This is a genomic window from Enterobacter cloacae complex sp. I3 (genome assembly GCF_014896175.1).
GTDB classification, from domain to species: domain Bacteria; phylum Pseudomonadota; class Gammaproteobacteria; order Enterobacterales; family Enterobacteriaceae; genus Enterobacter; species Enterobacter bugandensis.
Genome location: NZ_JADBQZ010000033.1, coordinates 1 through 18601, shown reverse-complemented (window position 1 = coordinate 18601; position 18601 = coordinate 1). Strand labels below are relative to the sequence as shown.

Below are 18601 nucleotides of genomic sequence, written 5' to 3'. Positions count from 1 at the left end.
GATCATTTTTATTTATACATTCCCTCCGTAATAGAATTAACATCAATAATTCGAACCGACATTCCGCAGGATTAGTTAATTATATATAATTCAGTGGCAATCATAGACAGGCCGCATTAATCGGTATCAAAATGCCCACTTTAGTAAAACACCTCACTTCACTTTGAGGTACACTAACCTTCTTTGTTCCACAAACATCAGGCATACCATGACCGATTTAATTGCACGTCCCCGCCGCCTGCGTAAGTCACCCGCACTGCGCGCCATGTTTGAAGAGACAACACTGACCTTAAACGATCTGGTGTTGCCGATTTTTGTTGAAGAAGAGATTGATGACTACAAAGCCATCGAAGCCATGCCGGGCGTGATGCGCATTCCTGAAAAATACCTGGCGCGTGAGATCGAACGCATCGCCAACGCGGGGATCCGCTCGGTGATGACCTTCGGCATCTCCCACCATACCGACGCCACCGGCAGCGATGCATGGAAAGAAGATGGCCTCGTGGCCCGCATGTCCCGCATCTGCAAAGATACCGTGCCAGAAATGGTGGTCATGTCCGACACCTGCTTCTGCGAATACACCTCCCACGGGCACTGCGGCGTGCTGTGCGATCACGGCGTGGACAACGATGCCACCCTGCTGAACCTCGGCAAGCAGGCGGTCGTGGCTGCCGCTGCGGGTGCGGACTTCATCGCGCCGTCTGCGGCGATGGACGGACAGGTTCAGGCTATCCGTCAGGCGCTGGATGCGGCAGGCTTTACCGACACCGCCATCATGTCCTACTCCACCAAGTTTGCCTCCTCCTTCTACGGTCCGTTCCGTGAAGCGGCGGGTACGGCGCTGAAGGGCGATCGTAAGACCTACCAGATGAACCCGCTGAACCGCCGGGAAGCGATTCGTGAATCCCTGCTTGATGAAGCCCAGGGCGCAGACTGCCTGATGGTGAAACCGGCTGGAGCATACCTTGATATTCTGCGCGACATTCGCGAGCGCACCGAACTGCCGCTGGGGGCATACCAGGTGAGCGGTGAATACGCGATGATCAAATTCGCCGCGCTGGCCGGTGCAATCGACGAAGAGAAAGTGATCCTTGAAAGCCTGGGCGCGATCAAACGCGCGGGCGCGGATCTGATCTTCAGCTACTTCGCGCTGGATCTGGCCGAGAAAAAAATCCTCCGCTAATCTTCACCAAACTGCAATACAACCGACATCTGCTCCTTCTACTGTCTTCGCAAGACGGCAGGAGGAGTAATCATGTTTAGCCTCGATAGCGTTCTCGACGATCTTTGGCCTCAGGCGAGGCCTGCACCCTGGCAAAAAAGTCTGTTAAAAAGGCTGTTTTACGAAGAAGAATTCCAGCAGTTTGCCGCCGCTCACCGCCACCTGAAAGGACTGGATATGGTGGAGCAAGTTCTGGAGCACCTTGATATTCTCTGCACCGTTTCCGCCCGCGATCTCGAACAAATCCCCGAACATGGCCCACTGGTTATTATTGCCAACCACCCGACAGGCACGCTGGACGGGCTGGCGCTGATGTACGCCGTCTCCCGCGTGCGGCGCGACGTTAAAGTCGTGACCAACCGGATGCTGACCCACCTTGAGCCTCTCAGTTCGCTGTTTATTCCGGTGGACAATATGGGCGGCAGGACGGCGAAATCGTCTCTGGTTCAAATGGAGCAGCATCTGCAAAACGCGGGCGTGCTGATCTTCTTCCCGGCGGGTGAAGTTTCACGCCCCACGCGCAAAGGCATTCGCGATAAAAAATGGCACTCCGGCTTTATCAAACTCGCCAGCAAGCTGCGCGCCCCGCTGCTGCCGGTGCATATTCAGGCGCATAACAGCCTGCTCTTTTATGCCAGCACGCTGGTGTCGCCGACATTGTCGATGCTGCTGCTAATGCAACAGATGTTCCGCCGCCGCCACAGCCAGCTGCCGATTAAAATCGGCCAGCAAATCGCCTGGCATCACTGGCATAGCGCCACTCTTTCGTCACGTGAGATGGCCGAGCAGTGCCGTCAGCACGTGATGCGTCTTGGCAAGGGATTGCCTGGCGTCTTCAAAACCCAGTGCGCCATTGCCCGTCCGGAAGACCGGGCCACCCTTAAACGCGAGCTGGCGCAGGCGGAGTGTCTGGGTAAAACCAGCGACGGTAAAACCATCTACCTGTGGCAGCGCAACGGGCAGGAAGAGGCGCCTCTTCTGCGCGAACTGGGCCGCCTGCGCGAGATTGCGTTTCGCGCGGTGGAGGAAGGGAGCGGTAAACGCCGGGACACCGACAGCTACGATGACGATTATCTGCACCTGATCCTCTGGGATGAAGAGGATCTGGAGATCGTCGGCGCGTATCGCTTTATGCCGACGGCCATGCAGATCGAAAAGCGCGGCGTTGAAGGTCTTTACAGCTACAGCCTGTTCCACTACGACGACAAAATGCAGGACGTGCTTGAGCACGGCATTGAACTCGGGCGCAGCTTTATTCAGCCGCGCTACTGGGGGCGTCGCGGTCTGGACTATTTATGGTCCGGCATCGGGGCTTACCTGGCGCGTTACCCACATTATCGCTACCTGTTTGGCCCCGTCTCCATCTCCGGCGGCTTACCGCCTGCGGCACGGGATCTGCTGGTCGCCTTTTACCGCCTGTGGTTCCCCGCGACGCATCCGCTAGCCGCGTCACGTCAGCCGTATCCGGCATCCTTACCGGACGTGCTGGCACAGTTTGGCGGCTTGGATTACGTGGACGATCTGACGAAGCTGAAATCCCTGCTCGGCAATCTGGGCTGCGGCATACCGCCGCTGTATAAACAGTATTCCGAGCTATGCGAGCCCGGCGGCGTGCAGTTTATTGATTTTGGCAGCGACCCGACGTTCAACAATTGCGTAGACGGTCTGGTGCTGGTGGATTTGTGCTACCTGAAGGCGAACCGATATCAGCGGTATATTGAGGCGCACCTTTAATTGGCCGGCAATTGTGCACCGTTTTCGCCGGGTGGCGCTGCGCTTACCCGGCCTACGGGTACTCCAGGATCAGGGGCGGTAAAATGGCTTATCGCCCAAAATCGTCGCACGCTGCATAATCCTTCGCTGCGGCAGATAGTCCGCGTTGGCGTAGTGCTGCGTCACGCGGTTATCCCAGATCGCCAGGTCGTTCTCCTGCCAGCGCCAGCGCACCTGAAACTCCGGTTTAGTGATATGAGCGAACAGGAAACCTAACAGCGCGTCGCTCTCTTTCTCCGTCACGTCCACAATGCGCGTCGTGAATCCTTCGTTCACGAACAGCGCCTGCTTGCCCGTGACCGGATGGGTACGCACCACCGGGTGCAGCAGCGGCGGATGCTTCGCCACCGCCTCCAGCCAGCGCTGATGTTCCTCTTCACTCTTGCGGTACTTGTATTCCGGGAATGATTTTTTGAAGTCGTGCTCCGCCCGCAGCCCGCTCAGCAGCGTCCGGAACGGTGCGGAGAGCGCCTCATACGCCGCAATCCCGCTGGTCCACAGCGTATCGCCGCCGGTTTCCGGCAGCAGCTTCGCCGCCAGAATTGCCCCGGCGGGCGGCGTCTCGATAAAGGTGACGTCCGTGTGCCAGTTGTCGTTGTCAGGCGGGTTATCGTTGTGGGTATCCAGAACGATAATCTCCTCCACCCCTTCCGCATGCGGATAGACCGGGTGAATATGCAGGTCGCCAAAACGCAACGCCAGCGCGCGCTGCTGCTGCGGGGTGATCGCCTGCTCGCGAAGGAACACCACCTGATGGCGCAGCACCGCGTGGTACAGCTGCTCAAACTGGTTATCGCTCAGCGGGCGGGACACATCCAGGCCCGACACCTGCGCGCCAATGTACGGCCCCAGCGGGGTGATGGTCAGTCGTTCACTCATTGTATTTCTCCATGCCAGGGCGTCAGGCGGCGCTGTAGCGCGCGCAGCCCCAGTTCTAATCCGAAGGCGATCGCGGCAATCACCGCGATCCCTGCCAGCACCACGTCAGTCGCCAGGAACTCTCCCGCCGACTGAACCATAAACCCTAATCCTCGCGTGGCGGCAATCAGCTCTGCCGCCACCAGCGTGGACCAGCCCACGCCGAGGCCAATGCGCAGCCCGGTTAAAATCTCCGGCAGCGCGCCGGGTAGAATCACGAACAGCAGCACCTGCGTACGGCTGGCGCCCAGCGACTGCGCCGCACGAATGCGCACCTGCTGGGCACTCTTCACGCCCGCCAGCGCCGACATGGCAACCGGCGCGAAAATCGCCAGATAAATCAGCAGAATTTTCGACGTTTCGCCGATACCGAACCAGATCACCATCAGCGGCAAATAGGCCAGCGGCGGCACCGGGCGGTAAAGCTCAATCAGCGGGTCAAGGATGCCACGCACCGTCGGGCTTAGGCCCATCGCGATCCCGACCGGGATACCGATAACCACCGCCGCCAGCAGCGCCACCAGAATGCGCGTCAGGCTTGCGCCGAGATGCTGCCAGAGCGTAGCGTCCATAAAGCCCTGCGCCCCGGCGATGGAGATGAGTTTCGCCAGCACCTGTCCCGGCGGCGGCAGAAACAGCGGGCTGACCCACTGCTGGGCCGCAACCGCCCACCACGCAGCCAGCAGCACCAGCAGCGTACCGACGCTCAGAGTAATTTGACGTGAGAAAGGCCAGCGCAGCGCCGGACGCGTGCGACGCGTTTTTTCACTGAAGACGATGCTCATGAGAAGGCCTCCCGCTGTTCAAACACGCGGCTTAAGACGTATTCACGCTGCTCAATAAACCGCGGATCGGATTTGATGCTGCGCACCGGCTCCCCCGCGACGTAGCGACGGGCAAATTCAAGCGGCAGCCGCTCCAGCACGCGCCCCGGCCCCGGCGAGAGCAGCACCAGCTCGGTCGCCATAAACACCGCCTCTTCGATATCGTGGGTAATTAACAGCACCTGCTTGCCCGTCTCATGCCACAGGCGCAGCAGCAGGGTTTGCATCTGCTCGCGGGTAAAGGCGTCCAGCGCCCCGAACGGCTCGTCCAGCAGCAACAGCTGCGGATTCGCCGCCAGCGCGCGGGCGATCCCGACGCGCTGACGCTGGCCGCCGGAAAGCTGCCAGATAAAGCGTTTTTCCGCCCCTTCCAGCCCCACTTTTTTCAGCATCGCCCGCGCGGTTGCCAGCCGCTGTTCACGGTTCACGCCCGCAAGCTGGAGCCCAAACGCCACGTTCTCCTGCACGTTGCGCCACGGAAGCAATCCTTCGTTCTGAAAGACCACGCCGCGCTCGGCGCCAGGGCCATCCACCTTTTTGCCTTCCAGTTGAATGGTGCCGTGCTGATACGGTACAAACCCGGCGATCAGATTCAGCAGCGTGGTTTTTCCGCAGCCGGACGGGCCGAGCACCACCAGCAGTTCACCGCTGCCCAGCGTCAGGTTGATGTCCTCCAGCGCGGGTTTACCACCGTAATCGGCATATAGGTTCGTAATGTTCAGCATGGCGGACTCCTTATTTCACAAAGCGGTCGGTGACGTACTGACTGTAATCCGCCGCGACCGCAGGCACTTTGCCCTGATCTTTCAGGAAGGTGGCGGTATCTACAATCGCTTTGCTCACCGGCCCGTTTAGCTGCTGCACCTGCTGCGCGGGGGTCAGATAGGTATTGCCCCTCACCAGCCCCGGCACGTCCGCTTCCGGCACGCCGCTCAGGCGGGAGAGTTTTTCCAGGTTGGCGGGCTGCTTCAGCCACTCATCCGGGTTGCTGATGTACGGCTGCTGGGCGGCAATCGCGCTTTTGGCGAAGGCTTTCACCACCTCAGGATGTTTCTCGGCAAAGTCTTTGCGCACCACCCACACGTCGAGGGTCGGCGCGCCCCACTGGCCCACTTTCTCGGAGTCGGTCAGCACGGTGCCGTCTTTTTCCAGTTCGTTTACTGCCGGTGCCCACACGTAGGCCCCGTCAATATCCCCGCGCTGCCAGGCGGCGATAATCGCCGGCGGCTGAAGATTGATGATTTGCACCTGCCCCGGCTTGATGCCCCAGTGTTTGAGCGCCGCCAGCAGGCTGTAGTGGGTGGTGGAGATAAACGGCACGGCGATGCGCTTGCCGATCAGGTCTTCCGGTTTGGTGATGTTTTTCTTCACCACCAGCGCTTCGGAATTACCGAGCTGCGAGGCGAGGAGGAAAACCTCAATCGGCACCTGCTGGCTGGCCGCGACCGCCAGCGGGCTGGAGCCGATATTGCCAATCTGCACGTCGCCGGACGCTAACGCACGCACGACGGACGCGCCGCTGTCGAACTTGCGCCAGTCGACTTTCGCGCCGCTCTCCTTCGCAAAGGTATTGTCCGCCTGCGCAACCTTCGCCGGCTCAGCCGAGGTTTGATACGCGACGGTAACGTCCACCGCCTGCGCCTGAAATGCCCACAGCGCCAGCGCGCCGAGAAGTGTGATTCGCGATGAAATTGCCATAGTGCCTGCTCCCCTGTTGTTATGAGGGCAGTATTTCCGGCGCGGGAATTTTGATAAAGGAATAAAAAAGAATCGCTAATGACGATTCGTTTTTAGAAAAAAAGCGGGAAAGGATAGTTGATTTTGTGCGGTTGGTTTGTGCCGGGTGGCGCCTGCGCCTTACCCGGCACAAACTCAGCGCTGCGCGTTCAGCTCTGCAATATCCTTCGGCGTGGTGCGACAGCATCCGCCGATTAACTTCGCTCCCGCCGCCAGCCACTGCGGCAGATACCCCGCCAGCGTCTCGCACGCTTCGCCGTGGTGGTGCCAGGTTTTGGTTACCGCATCATAATGCTCGCCCGAGTTCGGGTAGACCACCAGCGGCAGCGGCGTCAGGCTTTGCAACTGCTTCAGCGCCGCCGTGGTGTTATCCAGCGCGATACAGTTGATGCCCAGCGCGACGACCTGCGGATAGTCCTCCAGAGAAGAAACCACCTCCCGCAGCGGCGTGCCGTCGCTCAGGTGCTCGCTGTCGCGCAGGGTGAAGGAGAACCACGCCCGCGCGCGGGGATACGCCGTCAGCAACGCGGCCAGCGCCTTTATTTCCGTGAACGACGGCAGCGTTTCGCAGGCCAGCAGGTCTGCACCCGCGTCCAGCAGCGCTTCCACGCGCGGGCGGTGGAATTCTGTGAATTCTTCGGCACTGCGCACGTAGTCGCCGCGATACTCTGAGCCGTCTGCCAGATACGCGCCGTACGGCCCAACGGAGCCCGCTACTAGCAGCGTGCCCGCGTGCGGGTTTTCGGCCAGGTACGCTTCGCGCGCCTTACGCGCCAGCTCCACGCTTTTGCCAATCAGCGCGCGGGACTGCGCCTCATCCAGACCGCGTGCCGCAAAGCCCGCAGGCGTGGCCTGGTAGCTGGCGGTGATCGCCACCTGCGCGCCCGCGCGGTAGTAATCAAGATGCACTTCACGGATAAGATCCGGGTTTTCCACCAGCACTTTGGCCGACCAGAGGCTGTCTGCAAGGTTACAGCCGCGCGCTTCCAGCTCCGTTGCCATTGCGCCATCCAGCACCACAAACGGCTGTTTTTCAAGGATGGCGGTAAGCGGATTATTCTGCGACATGTTCAGGCTCCTGCGATGTCATATTTCGGGTCAGGTAGTAGGCACCATAACACAGGGCAACGAACGGAAGCCCGCAATAAAGGGCAATGCGCTGGCTGGGGTCAAACCACAGGCCGACGCAGGCCACCACGCAGAGGATAAAACCGAGCACCGGCACCAGCGGATACCACGGCGCGCGGTACTGCAGCGCAGAGAGCGGCTGGCCGGACTGCAGATGACGGCGACGGAAAACGAAGTGCGACGCGCAGATGCTGATCCACACCGCCACCACCGCAAAGCCAGAAATGGCCGAGAGTGCGACAAACACCGTGTCCGGGGCCACCACGCTTGAGAACAGCGCCAGCACGCCGCCGAGCATGGAAACCGAGAGCGCCGTCAGCGGCACGCCGTTTTTGTTCACGCGGGCAAAGCAGCGCGGGAGCGTTTTCTCATTCGAGAGCGACCACAGCATGCGCCCGGACGCATATAAGCCAGAGTTCGCCGCCGAGAGGATCGCCGTCAGGATCACGAAGTTAAAAATATCAGCGGCATAAGGAATACCGACCTTTTCAAACACCAGCACGAACGGGCTTTTTTCCACGCCCGCCTGCTGCATCGGGATCAGCGCCGCCAGCACAAACACGGTGCCGATAAAGAAGATGATCAGCCGCGCGATGGTGGTGCGGATCGCAACCGGAATGACCTTGTGCGGATTTTCCGTTTCACCCGCCGCGATGCCGATAAGCTCGGTCCCGGAGAAGGCAAAGTTCACCGCCACCATGGTCATCAGGATCGGCAGACCGCCGTGCGGGAACCAGCCCTCGGCGGTGATGTTGCTTAAGCCCGGCGCGGGTGAACCGTCCTGCATCGGGATGAAACCAAAGACCGCCGCCCCGCCGAGGATGATAAAGGCGATGATGGTGATGACCTTCACCAGCGAGAACCAGAATTCCCCTTCGGCAAAGAAGCGCGTGGAGATGACGTTAAGGCCGAAAATCACCACGCAAAAGACTACGCACCACGCCCAGACGGGCACCTGCGGGAACCAGTACTGCATGCAAAACCCGGCGGCGGTAAAGCTCGAGCCGAGCGCCACCGTCCAGGTGAGCCAGTAGAGCCACGCCACGGTATAGCCCGTCGCCGGGCCGAGATAGCGGGCGGCGTAGACGTGGAACGCGCCGGTTTCCGGCATCGCCACGGAGAGTTCACCCAAACACTGCATCACCAGCCAGACCACCAGCGCGCCGATCAGGTACGCCAGCAGCGTGCCCGCCGCACCGGTGGTGGAAATGATGTATCCGGTATTAAAGAATAACCCTGTCCCAATCACGCCGCCCAGCGAGAGCATAATCAGGTGGCGTGTTTTCATGGTGCGCTTAAGCTGTCCATTTTCTTGTTGTGTTTGCATATTACCTTCTATACGTATGGACATCTAAACATCCAAAGAAGGTGTTATACCGCGATTGTTAATAAAAAGCTAGATGACCAGACGCAAACGGGCGCGCCGCGCGCTGAGTCTGGGGTGGGTTGTGAGGATCACATAAAGAATGGGACGCCAGGCCATAAGCACCTCCGCAAGCAGATACTAACAGCATGATGCGGGAACGTGCGATCTTCGGTCAGTCGAAAGTGCTATCCGTGAAGCGCAAATTCATACTGCGATATTGCTGAACTGGCCGCCGGGTTGGTAATTCTCGCAATCGGTTCTATAGTCGTCACAGTTTCTTAGTAACCAGGACTGACTGATGCGCTTTAACGGACTGACCAAAGGTTTCTTTATTTTCATTCTCGCCCTTGTGACCTGGGCCTTCTTCGACGTGCTGTCGCCCTACTTCTCCGCGATACTGTGGGCCGCCATTCTGACCGTCATCTTCAACCCGGTAAAAAACAAGCTGCGCACCGCGCTGGGGGAGCGCAACGGGCTTGCCTCGCTGTTGACGATTGGCATTATCTGCCTGATCGTCTTTATCCCGCTGATGGTGATCCTCTCCTCGCTCGCCATTGAGTTGAACGTGGTTTACACGAAGCTTCAGGAGAACAACACCCAATTCCCGGAGGTAGTGGCGAGCATCTTCAACCACTTGCCGGACTGGGCCAGCGGCTTCCTGGCGGATCACAACCTGACCAACGCGGCGCAGATCCAGAAAAAACTCTCCGACGTCGCGCTGCAGGGCGGGCAGTATCTGGCAGGCAGCGCGTTCCTGATCGGCAAAGGCACGTTTGGTTTTGCGATTAGCTTCGGCATCATGCTTTATCTGTTGTTCTTCCTGCTGAAGGATGGACCGTATCTGGTACGCCAGATCCTCGACTCCCTGCCGCTGTCTGATTTTGTTAAACAGCACCTGTTCGCCAAGTTCGTCGGCGTCTCCCGGGCGACGGTGAAAGGGACGGCGGTGGTGGCCGTCGTTCAGGGCACGCTCGGCGGGATCGCGTTTGCCATCGTGGGCATCGACGGCAGCGTGCTCTGGGGCGCGCTGATGGCGTTCCTCTCGCTGGTCCCCGCCGTCGGCTCGGCGATTGTCTGGGTGCCAGCCGCCATTTACCTGTTCGCCACGCACCAGCTCTGGCAGGGGCTGTTTATTGTTGGCTTCTTCGTGATTATTGTCGGGCTGGTGGACAATATCCTGCGCCCGCTGCTGGTGGGGAAAGACACCAAAATGCCGGACTACCTGATTCTGATCTCCACCCTCGGCGGCATGGAGCTGTACGGCATTAACGGCTTTGTGATTGGGCCGCTCATCGCCGCGCTGTTTATCGCCTGCTGGAACCTCTTCTCCGGCCGCGATCACGCGGGCAATGCCGAAGAGCTGGACGCCGAGTTCATCGAAGAGGGAAAAAACTCTCCAGATTTGTAGGGACGTGACGATAACGACCACATCAGGCGGCGCTGTGCCGCCTTTTTTTTCGCCTTAAATCATACGTTTTCTATAATTTGAAGAACGCCATCCTCTTTATGCGGTAAAAGGATCTCCAGGTGCGAATCGCGACAATAACCAACTGGGCCTACGGTGCCACGGTCTGCCTGACTATCGCCTCCGGCATTATCATGCTGATGGCCTCCGGTGCTGACACCGCCGAACGTCAGGCCATTGAACTACGTCAAAATTTTGATGAGCTTACAGAAAATATTGAAACCGACGCCTGGAAACAGTCCGATTTAGCGCGCCTGTATGTCATCAAAAAAAATCCGCAAATCCTGGATGAGTACAATGCGTCAGAGAAAAAACTGAAGAGCATCGAGCTGAAGCTGGAGAAACTGCAGGACACCGGCGCTTCAGATGACGAGCTGGCCCTGCTGCATGATGGTTTAAAAATCATTGATGCACTGCAGGATGAGCAGCAGGCGGCACTGACGAGCGTGGCCCGGGGTGAAGATGCGCAGGCCGTTGCCCTGCTCTATGGCATGCCCTACGAGCAGGAGCTTGAGCGCGCACAAACCCAAATCGATCGCTTTCGCCAGATACTCGACAAACGTGTCATCGCCTCCGTGCGGGAGGCGACGAAAAAATCGAAAGCGCTGCGCACGGCTTCTGAAGTGATGGTTGGCCTGACCGCCCTGCTGTTCTTGTTTGTGCTCGGCTTTATATTAAAACGCCGCGTGCTGCGCCCGGTGGTACGCCTGAGCGACGTGGTTCACCGTCTGGCTTCTCAGGACTTCGCGGTTGAAACGCCCAACTTTAACCAGATTGATGAGATTGGCGATATGGCCCAGGCCATCCGCATCTTTCGTGAAAACGGCCTTGCGCGACAGCGGCTGGAAAAAGAGCGTGACGCCGACTGGGCCATCCGCGAGCTGCTGGCGCGCATGACCCAGCGGCTGCAGGGGTGTGAAAACTTTGACGACGTGATTAACGTGGCGGAGCTGTTTGCGCCCAATATCGCGCCGGGGATAGCGGGCCGGCTCTACGTTTTTGACCGCGATCCGTGGCAAATGCGCTGCGTCGCCCAGTGGCTTTCACCGGCAGATGATGAGGCCACATTCCACCCCGATGCGTGCTGGGCCGTGCGTCGCGGTCAGAGCCACCCGCCGGTTAACGGTGAACCGGATGTCGCCTGCTATCATCTCCCGGAATCACAGGCGGAAAGCGCACTGTGCGTACCGCTTATCGCCCAGGGCGAGGCCATTGGATTGCTCTCGTTCCAGAACATCACCCCGGAAAATGCTCCTGCACGCGCGTATCTGGAACTGATGGCCGAGGCGCTCGGACTGGCGCTGGCGAATCAGCGCCTGCGCAACGCGCTGCTGGAAAAAGCCTTGTTTGACCCGCTTACCGGCCTGCGTAATCGTCATCATCTGGAAGACACCCTGCACACGCAAATGACGCAGGCCATGCGCAACGGCGAGCCGTTAAGCTGCATGATGATCGACATCGATCACTTTAAAAGCATTAACGACCGCTTTGGTCACGAGGCTGGCGATCAGGTAATCAAAAACGTGGCGACGATTGTTCAGCGGGCCGCGCACGACGGCGGGCTGGCATTCCGCTACGGGGGCGAGGAGTTTCTGGTTCTGCTTCCCGGGGCCGGTGAAGCAGAAGCGCACGCCTGCGCGCAGAAGATTTACAACGGCGTGCATGCGCTATCGCTTCGCTACGGGCTGACCGAGATTGGGCCGGTGGATGTGTCGATTGGTATCGCCAGCTATCCAGAGCATGCTCAAAGTGACAACCTGCTGCGCGCCGCGGACGTGGCACTGTATCGGGCGAAAGAGCTGGGACGCTCGCGAATTGTGAGTTTTGGGATGCTGGAGGCGGGTTAAGAATAAGACGCTTTTTTCATGACGGAGACACCCGCGTCATTGTTCCATGGTCAGAAGATCGATCATGGCCCGGGTGACAGCCGACTGACGCCGGTGAGGTGCATAAATCAGCGAGAAAGGCCGGCTATTCGTCCGGACGGTGACCTGATCTTCACCTCAAGCAGCCTCAATGACCACTTTGCTGGCGCGGTCAAACCCGGTCATGAACGCTACGAGCTATGGCGTTTACCGCTCAGCGCTTCACCGGGCGCAAAAAAGTAACGGTGCATGTGCTGAACAATCGCTAAATATGACAACGCCGCCCATCGGGTGGCGTTTTTTTTACCTGTCCATCACAGGTACATTCTTTGAGGTGAGGAAATAACGCTCAATTAAAGCGATCGTTTTTTAAACGTAAGAGAGTTTATTCAAGTAAGCGTAGCGTGCCTCAAAAAAAAGAGGTGTTGTATGTGATTGAAATCACTCTTCAGCAACCTCATAACCACTTGATTACATTGAAATTATCCCTCATTCGCGTACAGAAGTAATAGCGACGCAATAAAATACATAAACTACTGTGATAACTAAATTATAATTCATATACTTCTGTGCAAAAGTGGAGGCCATAATGCGATTAATCCTAATGCTGGTATGCTGTCTGGTTCAGAGTTTAGCCTGGGCGGGTGAACTGCCGAAACCCGCCGGAAAACCCATTTTGACGATTTACGGGAATATAGAAAATACTAACGAAGATGGAAAAGCAGTGTTTGATCTCGCAAGCCTTGAAAAACTCGGGATGGTGAGTTTCGAGACGATATCTCCCTGGTATACGGGCAGGACGAAGTTTGAGGGTGTTCCAATGAACAAACTCATGGATTATGTTGGAGCAAAGGGTTCTGTCGTTAATGTTATTGCCCTTAATGATTACGCAACCGCTATTCCTCTCAGCGATTTTAAGAAATATAACGCTATTCTTGCCTTAAAGATTAATGGCGAATATATGCGTATCCGCGATAAAGGCCCATCATTCATTGTATACCCTTATGACAGTCTTCCTGAGTTGAATAATCAAATTTATTACTCGCGTTCAGCATGGCAGGTTAGCAAAATGAAGATTGAATAGCAGTTCAGGAGAACATAATGAACAGGATACTGGTTGGTATCATTTTTTCTCTTTTTATCACGACGGGATATATTGCATTTCTTGTTTACGATCGTCAGCAAGAGCTGCAAAAACTGACTCATTACACTGAGTCCTGGTCCGTGGCTCAACTGGTATCAGAGTATTACCGATTTGAATCATGGCTTGGTCTATACGCAACCGATACCGATGACGTTACGATAGACCAGGCCCGCATGCGTCTCGAAATTATGCTCAGCCAGGGCGAGTTACTGAACGGGGGAGACTTAGGCCGCTATATTGAGAGCGATAAAACGCATCAAGAGATCGCTGCACGCCTGAAAGAAATACTGGCGTATCTGGACAGTAACCTGGAAAAAATGAGCCATGAAGAATTAAAAAAGTACCTGGCAAATATGCACCTGCTCGACGCGCCGCTCAGTCAACTGTCTTCAAGCGCATTAACCAAAGATATTAACACAATTAATGAATCTAACCATAAAATACAGATCCTATATTATATTTACTCCGTACTTTCGTTACTTCTGGTGATATTAAGCTTTATTCTGGGATTCTTAATGATCTATCAGAATAAAAATATTCTTAAAGCCCACATGCAGGTTAAAACCCTCGCTGACGAACTACAGCGGTCAAAAGAAACGCTGCAAATACAGAATTCGAAGCTGGAATATGATGTGTATCATGACTCCCTTACCGGCATGAAAAACCGTCTATTCTTCTGGGACGATCTCAATAAAATTACCCTTCAGGCAGATAAAAACCATACCCCTGTCACGGTGATGTTATTTGATTTAGACCGGTTCAAAGAGGTCAACGATACCTATGGCCATGACGCCGGCGATTTACTGTTGAATCAGGTATCCCGACGGCTTACCTCAATGAGTAACGCGACGGATACGTTTTACCGCCTGGGCGGTGACGAATTTGCACTTCTCTCCAGCGGCCTGACCGAGAACGCGGCGGTTTCGCGCGCCAAAGAGATCAGCGCTCACATCAGTCTGCCCTATACGATCAATAACCAGCTGATAAAAATTGCCACCTGTGTAGGTATCGTTTTATCTGATAATGAGCGGCGCTCGGATTATCTCTATAAATTTGCCGATCTGGCCCTCTACGAAGCCAAAAAAGAGGGCTCACAGCAGATAAAAGTCTTCCGTCAGTGGATGCTGCAGAAGCTGCAGGAAAGCAGAACCCTTGAGCATGATATGGCTCTCGCGATCAGCAACCATGAATTCGTTGTTTATTACCAGCCTATTGTCGATTCATTCAGCAATGAAATTTACGGCTATGAAGCGCTTATTCGCTGGATACACCCGGTAAAGGGGATTTTGTCGCCTGATTACTTTATTTCTGTTGCTGAAAAAACAGGGATGATCAATGAGATTGGCAAAAATGTGCTTGAACTTGCCTGCCGGGAGGCGGTTTCCTGGGCGGTTCCGGCCAGAATCTCGGTAAACGTCTCACCTGTTCAGCTGGGGACTAAATCATTTACTGCAATGGTTCAGTCCATCCTGAAAGAGACAGGCCTGCCGGCCAGCCGCCTTGAGCTGGAAGTTACGGAGTCTTCGCTCTTCAGTGACAGCAACACGCCGCTCACTATTCTCAAAAAACTCAGATCGCTGGGGGTAAAAATCTCCATTGATGATTTCGGAACGGGTTATTCTTCGCTCTCGAGGCTGAGTGAACTCAATTTTGATAAAATTAAAATTGATAAATCCTTTGTGAATCCGATATCCACCCAAGACGATGCGCTTAATATCGTTAAACTGATAACCGGCATGGCGAAGAGCCTCAATATGCGGGTCATTGCAGAAGGTGTGGAAACCGAAGCGCAGCTTGAACGGCTTCAGGCGCTGGGCTGCGATCTCGTGCAGGGCTATCTGTTCGGAAAGCCACAGGCTGAAATCGATAAAAATATAAAAAACGGTACAGTGTGCTCTTACCGGGATCACACTTTTCACCCCTGGGTATACACATACAATGACCGGGTGTTATCATTCACCCCGTAAATACCTTTCAACTCAATCCGAGGCTTTGATGCTGGAGAATGTAATCATCCGATAATCAGCTCCCCGACCTTTTCAGGCCGGACTGATTATCAATGCGCCGAAATCGAATGCGGACACCGCTGTGTGTTTGCACGTTTTGCACATGATGATTAAACAGGTTTTCCAGTATGAATTTATCCCGTCAGGAACAGCGTACCTTACACGTTCTCGCCAAAGGTGGCCGTATTGTGCACGTCCGCGATACGTCCGGCCGCGTCACCGCCGTTGAATGTTACAGCCGCGAAGGGCTATTGCTCAGCGACTGCACGCTCGCCGTCTTCAAAAAGCTCAAAACCAAAAAGCTGATCAAATCCGTTAACGGTCAGCCCTACCGTATCAATACTACCGGGCTGAACAACGTCCGTGCCCAGCCTGATAATCGTTAAGGAGAGGATGATGGATATCCCACGCATATTTACTGTTAGCGAAAGCGAACACCGCATTCATAACCCCTTCACGCCAGAAAAGTACGCCACGCTCGGGCGCGTGTTACGCATGAAGCCAGGCGCGCGCCTTCTCGATCTCGGCAGCGGTTCGGGAGAGATGCTTTGCACCTGGGCACGCGATCACGGGATTTCCGGTATTGGCATCGACATGAGCCCGCTCTTTACCGCGCAGGCAACGCGGCGCGCAGAGGCGCTCGGCGTCAGCGAACGCGTCCATTTTGTGCATAACGACGCGGCTGGCTACGTGGCTGATGAACAATGCGACGTGGCGGCCTGTGTTGGCGCCACATGGATTGCGGGCGGCGTTGCCGGGACGATGGACCTGCTGGCACAAAGCCTTAAGCCCGGGGGAATCATGCTCATCGGTGAACCTTACTGGCGACAGGTTCCCGCAACGGAGGAGACGGCTCGGGCTTGCGGCGTCTCGTCCACCGCAGACTTTCTCACCCTGCCCGACCTTGTCGCGTCTTTCGATCGCCAGGGCTATGACCTGGTCGAAATGGTGCTGGCAGATCAGGAAGGCTGGGACAGATACGAAGCCGCGAAATGGATGACCCTGCGCCGCTGGCTGGATCAAAACCCCGACGATGGTTTTGCACAAGAGGTGCGCACGGAGCTGACGGCAGCGCCTAAGCGCCACGTGGCTTACACAAGGGAATATATTGGCTGGGGCGTGTTTGCGTTAATTGCACGATAGGAGGGAGTGGCGGTATAGCCTTTTGGGGCTATACCGGCCTTAAGCATGAAGCGCTCAGCATTATGAACGCTGCGCTACGCCCGGCATGAAAAAACTTCTATCATTGCTTTTTCCGTTACCGCATTCAGTCTGGCGAATGTTTGCTTCCTGCTAATTTGGATCCGAATAGTTGAAGATAACGTTCATTAAATCCGTCTCTGCTTCAACCTGAGCATGAAACGCAACAGTTGAATGCTCAAGCATGCGCTTAGAATTGATGCAAATTTGGGAGCTTTTTTCCCAAATCTGCCCCATCGTGCAGATAATAAGGGAGCTAATGATGCGTAACTTTTTGAGAGAACTGGTGCCGATAATAGGAACAAAACACAAAACAAAACCCGTTTTTTTTAATGTTTCTTATTTCACTGATGAAATTGATACCCCCAAAAGTACCCCCAATGATTTTTTTTCGAATAGTCAACGCATTATCTTAAGGTTAGTTTCTTCTAACTTACTAAAGCATTAGAGCCTGTAAGAAACAGGCTCTAATCAAGAGTTATTTTTTACCTTTAGGTCTATTTTCCTGTATATTTTCCACTATCATTTTTAAATTGCCACGCAACTTATCGAGCCAATTTACACCAATTTTATAAGTTAAATCCTCAACCAACTCAGGGTTTTCTGATTCTTTTATAATACGTTTTACAGCGTGCTCATAAAATACCTTTTGTTTAGCATTAAATGTTGGATAAACTTTTTCATATATGTCCCTATATCTATGCACCTGACGGTATTTATAAATATCATTTGGAATAATTCGTATAAGGTTGTCACCGGCCTCAAACTCAAGGAAAGCTTCATTTCCAGTTTTTGTAAGAGAGACCAAAAGATGTAATCTTGCACGCTGCGTATCAATATTTTTTGTATGATAGTTATCTTTTCTTGCAGCCAAGGAATAGGCAGTAGCTAAATATCTATCAGCACTTGGATAGTCTTTGAATGGTATCATAGACATTGCATATTGTACCCAGAAATGCGGATCATTTATTAGATTAGGAATAATATGTTTAACTTTCTCATAAAAATAATTTATTTCCACACGTCTTTGTGGGAGAAGCTTTTCAATAATAGAGAATCTCAGTAGAGCAGTAATCAAAGTTTGTAATCTATGATCTTTTGCATCTTTATTAATGACATGCAAATGCTCAATAACCTTAAGCAATTGATTTACAACATACTTATGTTCAAAAACATTTGCTATAAGGAATCTAGACAACGTGCTAGATTTAGTTTTAACCATGCCATTACTTATGATGAATAAGTTTTTAACACCTTCATTTTCAGTAAACTCCGCGCTGTAAATTTTTTCATTAACCGCCACATCTGAAATTAAAGATCTTACCAATGGGAGACCTATGACATCTAATAATAGAATGGCAAAAACTGTTTCTTTATAGTCTTTATCATTCAGTGCAAGATTAGATATTTCTCGAATTCTAGATTGTATAGCTTCGGATTTGAGGATTGATAATAGCAAGAACGAAAGTTGGCTCCTAGCATTTTCATCAAGTTCTGATAATTTTTCATGCCTAGAAAGCCCTGCTTTTTCGCCCCATCCCCCTAAGTGATCAACTATATGTACGAAATTATCAACTTCGGAATCTGATAAATAATCGACGCTATGAGTTTTAAAACTGCTCATATCCATCGTTAATAAATGTTGCTTAGTATTTTCATAGCCAAAATGACGCGTAGTCAATACAAGCTGTATATTGTCCTTACGGTTTTCTATGGCATAACGAGTATCATCAATGCAGTTACTATAATCATCTATGAAAATAATAATTTTTTGCCCCAACTTGGATAATCGTTCAATGTCCTTACTGAAGCTAAATTCATTATATAAATAATAAAAACAGAGATATCCTTTCCTTGATAATTTCGACATTAACATTCGAGTCATTATACTTTTGCCATTACCTAAATCGCTGGCAATTAAAATATCATTGTCTGTTTCAATATGTTCAATAA

General features: G+C 54.0%; 15 protein-coding genes and 1 pseudogene. 9 read left to right on the top strand and 7 right to left on the bottom strand.

What is annotated here, in order from left to right:
• The first annotated feature begins 208 nt into the window (after positions 1–208).
• Positions 209–1183 carry a porphobilinogen synthase gene (gene hemB, locus IM271_RS20085; protein WP_048959625.1) on the top strand — a complete coding sequence of 325 codons (975 nt, stop codon included), beginning with the start codon at positions 209–211 and terminating at the stop codon, positions 1181–1183.
• 72 nt (positions 1184–1255) lie between these two features.
• Positions 1256–2956: a lysophospholipid acyltransferase family protein gene (locus tag IM271_RS20080; protein WP_136486533.1), complete on the top strand. Its 1701-nt coding sequence runs from the start codon at positions 1256–1258 to the stop codon at positions 2954–2956.
• A 69-nt stretch (positions 2957–3025) separates the two neighbouring features.
• Here IM271_RS20080 and tauD read toward each other — a convergent pair whose 3' ends face one another.
• The 6 genes from tauD to mmuP form a co-directional block, all read right to left on the bottom strand.
• The gene (gene tauD / locus IM271_RS20075; protein WP_193053069.1) at positions 3026–3874 is read right to left on the bottom strand and encodes a taurine dioxygenase; all 849 of its coding nucleotides are present in this window, start codon (positions 3872–3874) and stop codon (positions 3026–3028) included.
• Complete coding sequence (gene tauC, locus IM271_RS20070) at positions 3871–4698, bottom strand: taurine ABC transporter permease TauC (protein WP_193053068.1); 828 nt, start codon at positions 4696–4698, stop codon at positions 3871–3873. The genes tauD and tauC overlap by 4 nt, the downstream gene beginning before the upstream one ends.
• Positions 4695–5462, bottom strand: coding sequence for a taurine ABC transporter ATP-binding subunit (gene tauB / locus IM271_RS20065; RefSeq protein ID WP_045259872.1), 768 nt, complete (start codon positions 5460–5462; stop codon positions 4695–4697). The genes tauC and tauB overlap by 4 nt, the downstream gene beginning before the upstream one ends.
• Before the next feature lie 10 nt (positions 5463–5472).
• Positions 5473–6435, bottom strand: a complete 963-nt coding sequence (gene tauA, locus IM271_RS20060) for a taurine ABC transporter substrate-binding protein (protein WP_193053067.1) — start codon at positions 6433–6435, stop codon at positions 5473–5475.
• Between the two features lie 174 nt (positions 6436–6609).
• The gene (gene mmuM / locus IM271_RS20055; protein WP_193053066.1) at positions 6610–7542 is read right to left on the bottom strand and encodes a homocysteine S-methyltransferase; all 933 of its coding nucleotides are present in this window, start codon (positions 7540–7542) and stop codon (positions 6610–6612) included.
• Positions 7529–8929, bottom strand: a complete 1401-nt coding sequence (gene mmuP, locus IM271_RS20050) for an S-methylmethionine permease (protein WP_001194698.1) — start codon at positions 8927–8929, stop codon at positions 7529–7531. Before mmuP ends, mmuM begins: the two co-directional genes overlap by 14 nt.
• 337 nt (positions 8930–9266) lie before the next feature.
• Between mmuP and IM271_RS20045 the strand changes: the two genes are divergently transcribed.
• The 7 genes from IM271_RS20045 (at position 9267) to IM271_RS20015 (ending at position 16591) form a co-directional block, all read left to right on the top strand.
• Complete coding sequence (locus IM271_RS20045) at positions 9267–10376, top strand: AI-2E family transporter (RefSeq protein WP_045259869.1); 1110 nt, start codon at positions 9267–9269, stop codon at positions 10374–10376.
• Positions 10377–10495: 119 nt separating this feature from the next.
• Complete coding sequence (locus IM271_RS20040) at positions 10496–12280, top strand: diguanylate cyclase (protein WP_049001831.1); 1785 nt, start codon at positions 10496–10498, stop codon at positions 12278–12280.
• Between the two features lie 18 nt (positions 12281–12298).
• Positions 12299–12541 carry a hypothetical protein gene (locus tag IM271_RS20375; RefSeq protein ID WP_186434915.1) on the top strand — a complete coding sequence of 81 codons (243 nt, stop codon included), beginning with the start codon at positions 12299–12301 and terminating at the stop codon, positions 12539–12541.
• A gap of 346 nt (positions 12542–12887) precedes the next feature.
• Positions 12888–13382, top strand: a complete 495-nt coding sequence (locus IM271_RS20030; RefSeq protein WP_193053065.1) for a molybdopterin-dependent oxidoreductase — start codon at positions 12888–12890, stop codon at positions 13380–13382.
• A 17-nt stretch (positions 13383–13399) separates the two neighbouring features.
• Positions 13400–15409, top strand: coding sequence for a bifunctional diguanylate cyclase/phosphodiesterase (locus IM271_RS20025; protein ID WP_226859039.1), 2010 nt, complete (start codon positions 13400–13402; stop codon positions 15407–15409).
• Positions 15410–15576: 167 nt separating this feature from the next.
• Positions 15577–15834, top strand: a complete 258-nt coding sequence (locus IM271_RS20020; protein WP_028012097.1) for a YjhX family toxin — start codon at positions 15577–15579, stop codon at positions 15832–15834.
• Positions 15835–15844: 10 nt separating this feature from the next.
• Entirely contained in the window at positions 15845–16591 is a 747-nt protein-coding gene (locus IM271_RS20015; RefSeq protein WP_193053070.1) for a cyclopropane-fatty-acyl-phospholipid synthase family protein, read from the top strand.
• A gap of 535 nt (positions 16592–17126) precedes the next feature.
• On the opposite strand, the pseudogene IM271_RS20010 reads toward IM271_RS20015, so the two are convergent.
• Positions 17127–18601: pseudogene (locus IM271_RS20010) on the bottom strand (hypothetical protein); the annotation flags it as partial.